8 protein-coding genes and 2 pseudogenes are annotated in these 7,341 nt (G+C 69.1%); 1 reads left to right on the forward strand and 9 read right to left on the reverse strand.

The annotated features are described in order from the left end of the window. The 7 genes from D588_RS0119995 to D588_RS0120025 form a co-directional block, all read right to left on the reverse strand. On the reverse strand, positions 1-435 hold a 435-nt coding region (locus D588_RS0119995), incomplete at its 3' end, for a DUF2840 domain-containing protein (RefSeq protein ID WP_017917251.1). Next, positions 432-716, reverse strand: coding sequence for a hypothetical protein (locus D588_RS0120000; RefSeq protein WP_017917252.1), 285 nt, complete (start codon positions 714-716; stop codon positions 432-434). The genes D588_RS0119995 and D588_RS0120000, both read right to left, overlap by 4 nt. Further along, positions 713-1,351, reverse strand: a complete 639-nt coding sequence (gene parA, locus D588_RS0120005) for a ParA family partition ATPase (RefSeq protein WP_017917253.1) — start codon at positions 1,349-1,351, stop codon at positions 713-715. Before parA ends, D588_RS0120000 begins: the two co-directional genes overlap by 4 nt. A 253-nt stretch (positions 1,352-1,604) precedes the next feature. Next, positions 1,605-2,462, reverse strand: coding sequence for a replication initiator protein A (locus D588_RS0120010; protein ID WP_026143922.1), 858 nt, complete (start codon positions 2,460-2,462; stop codon positions 1,605-1,607). A 26-nt stretch (positions 2,463-2,488) separates the two neighbouring features. Beyond that, a complete protein-coding gene (locus D588_RS0120015) occupies positions 2,489-2,770 on the reverse strand; it encodes a helix-turn-helix domain-containing protein (RefSeq protein WP_026143923.1) in 282 nt (93 codons plus the stop codon). Positions 2,771-2,853: 83 nt separating this feature from the next. After that, the gene (locus D588_RS0120020; protein WP_017917256.1) at positions 2,854-3,630 is read right to left on the reverse strand and encodes a DUF2285 domain-containing protein; all 777 of its coding nucleotides are present in this window, start codon (positions 3,628-3,630) and stop codon (positions 2,854-2,856) included. 710 nt (positions 3,631-4,340) lie between these two features. Next, positions 4,341-4,655 (reverse strand): DUF736 domain-containing protein, encoded by a 315-nt coding sequence (locus D588_RS0120025; protein WP_017917257.1) that lies wholly within the window; start codon positions 4,653-4,655, stop codon positions 4,341-4,343. Positions 4,656-5,609: 954 nt separating this feature from the next. Here D588_RS0120025 and D588_RS28040 point away from each other — a divergent pair. Further along, positions 5,610-6,194, forward strand: a complete 585-nt coding sequence (locus tag D588_RS28040) for a hypothetical protein (protein WP_150410749.1) — start codon at positions 5,610-5,612, stop codon at positions 6,192-6,194. A 144-nt stretch (positions 6,195-6,338) separates the two neighbouring features. On the opposite strand, the pseudogene D588_RS26865 reads toward D588_RS28040, so the two are convergent. Further along, positions 6,339-6,542: pseudogene (locus D588_RS26865) on the reverse strand (hypothetical protein); the annotation flags it as partial. 65 nt (positions 6,543-6,607) lie between these two features. Then, a pseudogene (locus tag D588_RS0120035) lies at positions 6,608-7,341 on the reverse strand (chromosome partitioning protein ParB); the annotation flags it as partial.

The raw sequence follows: 7,341 nt of genomic DNA on the forward strand, positions 1-7,341 counted from the left end.
TGCGATGCCCAGCGCCTCGATGGCGTCGATGCGCACCAGGACGGCGCGCACGGCGTTCTCGCCCTCGGCGTGCAGCAGCAGGCGTGCGCCCGGCTGTACGCCAGGGATGCGCTGCGCCGCATCCAACGGCGTACACGTCTGCATCACCATGAGCTGCCAGCGCACGGTGCCGTAGTCGTTGGCCTGCCAATGGATGCGGCACAGCACCGCGCCCGGCAGGAACATGGCACTGCGCCGCCAGCGGTCGAGCCGGTGCAGGCGCACGGGCTCACCGAAGCGCAGGTAGACGTTGAAACGGGGCTCGATGGAGGCCAGCGCCACGCGCGTGAGCGGCGCGCCGGCTGGAGGATGGGACGCGGCTGCGTGCGCGGCGGTGGCCGCGAAGGTGGCGAGCGCCGGGGCCGGGGTCGGGACCGGCGAAACGGATGCACTCATCGTGTGTTCTCCCTGCGTTGTTCGGGAAACTCGCGCTCCAACAGGCCGCGCAGCAGGTCGGCCACGGTCACGCCTTGCGTGAAGGCCGAGACCTTGATGCGCGCCCGCATCGCGGGCGTGATGTCGAGGGTGAGGCGCGCCGTGTAGAGGTCGCCCTTGGTCAGCGCATCGGCATCGCCCTGGCGGATCCACGCCTCGGCGTGCGGATTGGCCGGCGGGCGCGCGCCGATGCCGACGCGCTTTGCCGCTCGCTTGCCGTTCGGTGGCGGCATCGCGGTCATGTCAGCCACCGCAGCAGTTCGTCCACCAGGGCAGTGATCTCGCGCGCGGCGGTACTGCCGGGCGCCGTCTCGCGGGCGAGCCGGCCGGCGGCCACGCTGTCGGCGAAGACGATGCGTTGATGCACTTCCGCGCGCAGCGCGGGCAGCGGCTGGTCGGCGAGCGCCTGGCGCGCTTCGCGCCCGATCACGGTGGTGCTGACGCGCCGGTTGATGACGAAGGCCGCGCGCAGCGTAGGCCGGAACACCTGCGCCTCGCGGATCAGCGCCACCATCTCGGCGCTGGCCCACAGGTCGTAGGGGCTGGGCTGCACGGGGATCAGCACGCGCTCGGCCGCCAGTAGCGCGGAGCGCGCCAGGGCGGCGATGCGCGGCGGGCCGTCGATGACGACGTGATCGGCGCGACGGGCCAGCTCCGGCGCTTCCTGGTGCAGCGTCTCGCGGGCCAGGCCCACGGCACTGAACAGCCGTGGCAGGCCTTGCTGGGCACGCCGCTGCGTCCAGTCGAGCGATGAGCCTTGCGGGTCGGCGTCGAGCAGCACCACGTGCTGGCCGCGCAGCGCCAGTTCGCCGGCCACGTGGGTGGCGAGCGTGGTCTTGCCCACGCCACCCTTCTGGTTGAGCAGCGCGACGATCATGGCGCAGCCCTCGGTGTGGGAACGCCGGGCGGTTGCCGCTGCGCGTGTGGCCGCATCGCGGTTATCCACTGCGGGACGGCGCTTCTACCACCCGTTAGAGATGTAGAAGTTAGGTCGTTAGAGCCGCCGCAAAGCAGCGCCCGCATGGGGTTTGCGGCCGATCGGCACGCCTGATGGCACGAGGCTGCCACGCCCGATAGCACGATACCGGGCACGCCTGATGGCACGACGCCATGCACAGCTTGCCCCGCGGTTATCCCCGTGCCGTGGGCGGCACGGGCCGGAAGGTCAGCAGTTCCCCTCCCCCACCCGGCATCCGCTCGATGCGCAGGACGTAGCCGGGCAGCGACTGCCGCGCGACCAGGGCACGCAGATCGCAGGCGAAGTCGTAGGGCTTGGCAGTGCTGCCCGATTTCTGGTGCAGGTAGCGGAAGTCGAACTGCCAGCCGTGTCGCTGCCTGCCGCCGTGCTTGCGCACCAGGCGGTACAGCCACCGTTCGATGCCGCCGGTGAGCCGGAAGTACGCGGGGTCGATGGTCAGCACCAGGGCGGCGTCGAGCACGCCGGCATAGAACCAGTCCGGCAGGATCAGCTCGATGCCCAGCGGCTTGCCGCTGGGATCGGCCAGTTCCTTCCATTCGTTGATCCACGAGAAGCGGTGCAGGCGCCGCCCGGTGGTCTCGCGGATGGACGTGGCCACGGTGGTGGATTGCAGCCGGTCGAGCGCGGCCTTCAGGCGCTGGTAGTCGCGCAGCGACTTGCCGCGCCCGATGAAGCGCAGGATCTCGTAGGGCGTGGCACGCATCAACCGCGAGGGCCGCAGGCCCGCGTCCTGCGCTTCGACGATCTGCGAGGCCGCCCAGATCAGCACGTCGGCATCCCAGATCGTGGCGATGCCGTGCTGGGCCGTGCCTTCCACGCGGATCGTCACGTTGCCCGCGCGGAAGTCGATGGGCTGGACCCGCTTGGACTTGGCGAGCGAGAAGAACGGATAGGCCATCAGGTCCTGGCTGTCGCGCGGCGCCATGTCGCCGGGCAAGGCGCGGAACAGGTCGAGCTGGTCGCGCTCCTGCAAGGGCCGCTGCCGCATGGGCAGCTCCGGGGTGGACATGGCGACGGCGCCCCGTGCGCGCCCGCTCAGCGCGCACGGCTGTCGGCCGCGTGGTGGTCGGCGTAGGCGGGGTCGGACGTCGTCTCGAAACTGCGGCCGGCCGCCCAGGCATCGAGGTCGGCCACGGCGTACATGACGCGGCGGCCGAACTTGCGGAACTTCGGCCCCCCACCGATCACGCGCTGCTTTTCCAGCGTGCGCGGCGACAGGCGCAGATACGCGGCGGCTTCGTCGTTGGTGAGATAGCGCTGGGGCTGGGCCACCGCAGTGGCGGGTGCGGCGGCAGGCTGCAAGGAAGCAGGACGCATGGTGTGAACCTCCATCGAGTCAGATCGACCCGCCGCGGGGCGCGGCCGGATGGAGGCAGTCTCAGGAAACGGGGGGCTCCTGCTCAGGGACGTTCTGCATGGCCTGCGGAACGTCCCTCCTCCCACGGCGGCAGGTGTGCCAGGCGGCGGTAGCCGCCGCGCATCAGCGCATGGCCGCGCCGCACCAGGCGGCGCACGCGGGCGCGCAGGTCGCTGTCGGCGTGCCAGCGGGCCGCCACCGCATCGGCGCCGAACAGCCCGTCGGCCACCTCGCGCAGGGACGCACCCGCCAGGGTGGCGTCGAGCGCCTGCAGGGTGTGCAGTTCCAGCAGCACGGACGGCGCTGGCCTGGGCCGGGTGGCAGCGAAGGCCGCGCTGCGTGCAGGACCTCGCACAGGTGCAGCGGCGCCGCCGCGCCGGGCATGGACCACGGGCATGCCCTCCTCCAGGCCGGGCGCCAGCGCGAAGCGCAGGCACTGGCCCGGGCTGCGCGCGGTCAGCGCCAGCGTCCGGCCATCGTGCAGCAGCTGCTTGTGGCCGGCGATGCGCCAGAACGCGAACGCGGTGGCGCCCTGCGGCGGATCGGCGTCGGGGTGGAGCTGCACCACGGCGCCATGACCCGGCAGCCAGGCTGGATGCGCGTCCCGCGCATCCAGCGCCGGGTCTTCCAGCAGGCGCAGCCCCCAGCGGTGGGCCGCGGCCTGCGCCGCATGCGGCCGGCGTTGGCGGCGCTGCCAGTCGAGCCGGTAGTCGGGGTGCCGGCGCAGGTACTCCCAGGCCAGGGCGAGCGCATCCAGCCACAGGATGTAGAGATATGCCGCCGTCGGATACCAGTGCGCGACGTGATGGGGACCGAGCATGACGTAAGCCTCCCGCGAACAGGACTGGCCGCCACGGCAGGCGCCGCGTTACATCGCCATCGTCAGGAAGTCATGGGCTGAAGCAGTGGATGGAGGTGTCGAGACCGATGGGCTCCGATGCGTTGCGGTGTGCGTCTGAATGCCGCGGCGGCCGCACGCCAACCTGGCGCGCCGTACGGGCCAGCGTGCCGCATCCCGCGCCCGGCATCATGTCTATCTGGATCAGATTGGTGCGGCGCCGCCGCAAGAATGGCGATTGAGACCTGCCAGGTATCGCATCAGACAAAAACAGTCATTCCGGGCCTGGGGTACGGGGAATGACACCGTAGCGCTCGGCCACAGGGATCTGCGCCCACGGGGAGCGTGCGCGACACAGGCAGGCCGGCCCGTCATAAACGGATGCGGCCGACGCACGCGGGCCTGATCGGCGGCGCGCGCCCACGGCGTCGCCCGCCGCCCCGCAAATCCACTGATGCACGGAGACGGTTGCACGGCGACGCGCCAAAGCGTCGAACCGTGGAACCGGATATGTGCCTTCGTTCAAAAGCACCGATGCGCTTGCGTGGCTTTACGGAAAGCCGTCGATGCGGATTTCCGTAAAGGCACGAAGACGCAAACAACCGGAGCGGCGCGTGCGACGCGGTGACGAGCTGCGATCTGCGATCCGCAGCGCAAGGCGCCCCGCCGCGATGGGCGGGGCGCGGCGGCCGTCAGGCCGCCTGGGGCTTGCTGCGCGACCAGATCAGGTCGTGCGTGCCGCCCTCGCCTTCGATCAGGCGGGCGTAGACCGGTGCCGGGAACGAAGGGTCGTCGAGGGTCACGGACAGGTACTCCCGCCCGGCTTCGCTGGTCTTTTTCCACGCCGCGCCGATGTCGTGGCCGCTGGCCTGCAGGCGGTAGTCGGGGGCGTTCTCGCTGCTGCCCTTGTCGTTGGGAACCAGCTTGGCCTTGACGTTGAGCGTCAGGGTGCGCAGCGTGCCGGTGAAGCCGTCTTTGTCGGTGGTGAAGGTGCCGATGTTGGCCATGATGTTTTCTCCTTTTCGGTTGAACAAGGTTCGCGCCCATCGCGTCCTTGTTGTGATCCGGCCGGCGGGGGACGGGCGGGCTGCACCGCGTGCGGTCGCAACGCAGTGGAGAGCCGGGAGGCGAAAAGAATTTGGCGCGCGAGGAATGCGCGCAGCGCAGGGGAAATTGTTTTCGCCGGACGGTTGCAGCCATGAAGCCCGAGGCGCAGCCGCGCCCCCGCCAGGATCCACGACCAGACAAGGACGCCTTGGGCCGCACCGCTCCGAAAGGAGATGGGGCCGACTCGGCATCCCCACCCGAAGGCTTCATCGGTGCGCCCGCTGACGCGGACCAGGTCAACCTACCGACGACAAGCGAGAACGCCCCGCCGCATCGTGCGGCGCCGGCCTTGAGGCGTGGCATGGAAGCTTTGGCGATGCGGGGCGGGTTGCCGGTGAACCCTCTGTCTTTCGTGACGTGATGGGCAGGAACCGAAAGCGTCGAGGACGGCACGCATCTGCACAACCTGCCGCAGCGAGTGCCAGCGTGTTGCCCGCCGCCCCGCCCATCGCGGCGGGGCGCCGGCCGGGCCGATCCGGCTCAGCCCGGTTCGGCGGCATCGCGGGGCGCCAAGCATCGCGCGGCGGGGATAGCCCGCAGGGCTTTCCCCTGGAGGCAAGCGCAGCGCGCAGCGCCGCCGGCGCGAAGGCGTGAGGGATTGACGCCGAATGGCCGTGACGACAGAGGCGGCACGGGGCGCAGCCCGAAAGCCCGGCGGCGCATTGCGCCGACACGCGGGCAAGGTGCGATGTCGCAACCCACTGCCCCATCAGCGAAAGCGCAGGGTTACTCATCCAGGCGAGCCATAGCAACCTGAGTCCTACTACTGCTATCACAGTAGTATCTGCCTGGAATGACTCAGAAGCCGGTGAGCTTTCCCGGCGATAAAGCGATAGAGACAGATGGACGGGACCATGAATACAGCCATTACCCAAATGCTGAGCGCTAGTGCACAGGATTTTCAGGACATTGTTTGGCCGCGAATCTGCGTGACCCCACTCGTCGGAGGCGGGGCGATTCGCACGGTCGAGGCGGTTGCGGAACGCAACTTCAAGGATGAGTTGGATTTGCTGGCCGGCATCGATGCTTGGCAAATTCAGTATGGGCCGACCGCGATGCGAGGCATTGCCAGCCGAGTGCAATGGGGCGGATGCCATCATTCCTTTTCGATCCGCACAAAATTGCCGTCTGGCAACGAGACGGAGTTCCAAAAACGGCTACGGGCCATCCAGCATATCGATGAGGGACATCTGTATCCGCATTTGACGATCCAGGGCTATCTGGATCAGCGCGGCGGGACGCTGCTGGCCGCCGCTGCCGTCAAAACCCGCGACCTGATCGAGAACGCGCGCGTCCTGGTAGAGAACCGCGAGCGCCTGACCTATCGTCCTGACTTCTACGGATTCATTGGCAATGCCGACGGCACCGAATTCCTCTACATGAAGTGGGATTATTTGATCTACAAACAGGTCATGACAGCGGAGAACGTGGTGTCCTGATCCGGCAGGCGCGCCTCTGGGCCGGCAGCTTGGTGCTCAGGCTACTTGAATTCGACACCGGGCGCGGCCACTGCCGCGCCCGGATTTGCGTTTCACCGCGCCCAGGACGGCACGGCCTGGGCGCGGTGCTGCTTTCGGCCATGCCTTCGTCTCGATGATCCACCACACCGCGCGCGACAGAGCGCGGCCCGTAATGGGATGAATGTCCGTGAGGTCGGCGCGAGCCGCCCAACCCGAAGCCGGGCGGTAGCCGCGCACGTCGCCTTCGCCGTGCCAGCGGCGCGCGCGTACTGTGCCGGGTGCGTAGATCGCCGCCATGCGCGGGCGGCTGGTTGCGTTGCTTGTCATGGGTTCTTCTCCCTGAAGCAAAGCGCCCTGGTCGAGGCCGGGGCGTTTGCTGCATTCGGCGCGAGTCAAGCGGCCAGCGCTTCGGCGGGTTCATCCGCCATGGCCTCGGCATCTTCCCTCGCGTTGTCCTGCGCCTGCGGTTCTGCCTGCATGGCTTCCGGCGGTGCGGCCTTGAAGATGGCGGGCATCCAGCCCGTACCGTCCGCCAGCCGCTCGGCTTCGCTGGCAATGTCGGCCTTCTTCAACTTCGCCAGCCGGGACACCTGATCGGGCGCGTACTCGCCGACGGCATCCAGAATCGCGGCCTTCGGAACATGCTTGAAGTAGCCCTCGGCGGTCGGCTTCCACCATGCAGCCATGTCCAGGCCCACGGCCTGCGCCAGTTCCTCGCCGGGCTGGCGTGGCACGGCGCGAGGCGTCACCACGTCCACCGTGGCGGCCACGCACACGGCCAGCAGCCGCACCAATTCGTCTTGCGACCTCGCCAGCAGCACTGCGAACAGGTCGGCGCTGTCCTCGGGCAAGGCTCCGCCCGCCACCTGCTGCAGTTCGCGCAGCGCCACGACGGCAGGCGATTCCGGCCAGTCCGGAGCCATGCTTTCCAGCCGGTCTTGTACTTTCAGGCTCACACCCAGCGGCAAGTCGTGGCCGTAGCGGCGTTCCTGCAGAACGCTCTGCACCATGCCATGCACCAGCGCGGCCAGCGCCACCTGCGGATGCCGCGCGACTTCGATCTGCAGCGCCGCCGTACGGTGCGCGCTCAACCGCTGCGCGAGCCGGTCGGACAGGCTCCCGGCCC

It is taken from the genome of Xanthomonas sp. SHU 308, assembly GCF_000364645.1.
GTDB lineage: Bacteria > Pseudomonadota > Gammaproteobacteria > Xanthomonadales > Xanthomonadaceae > Xanthomonas_A > Xanthomonas_A sontii.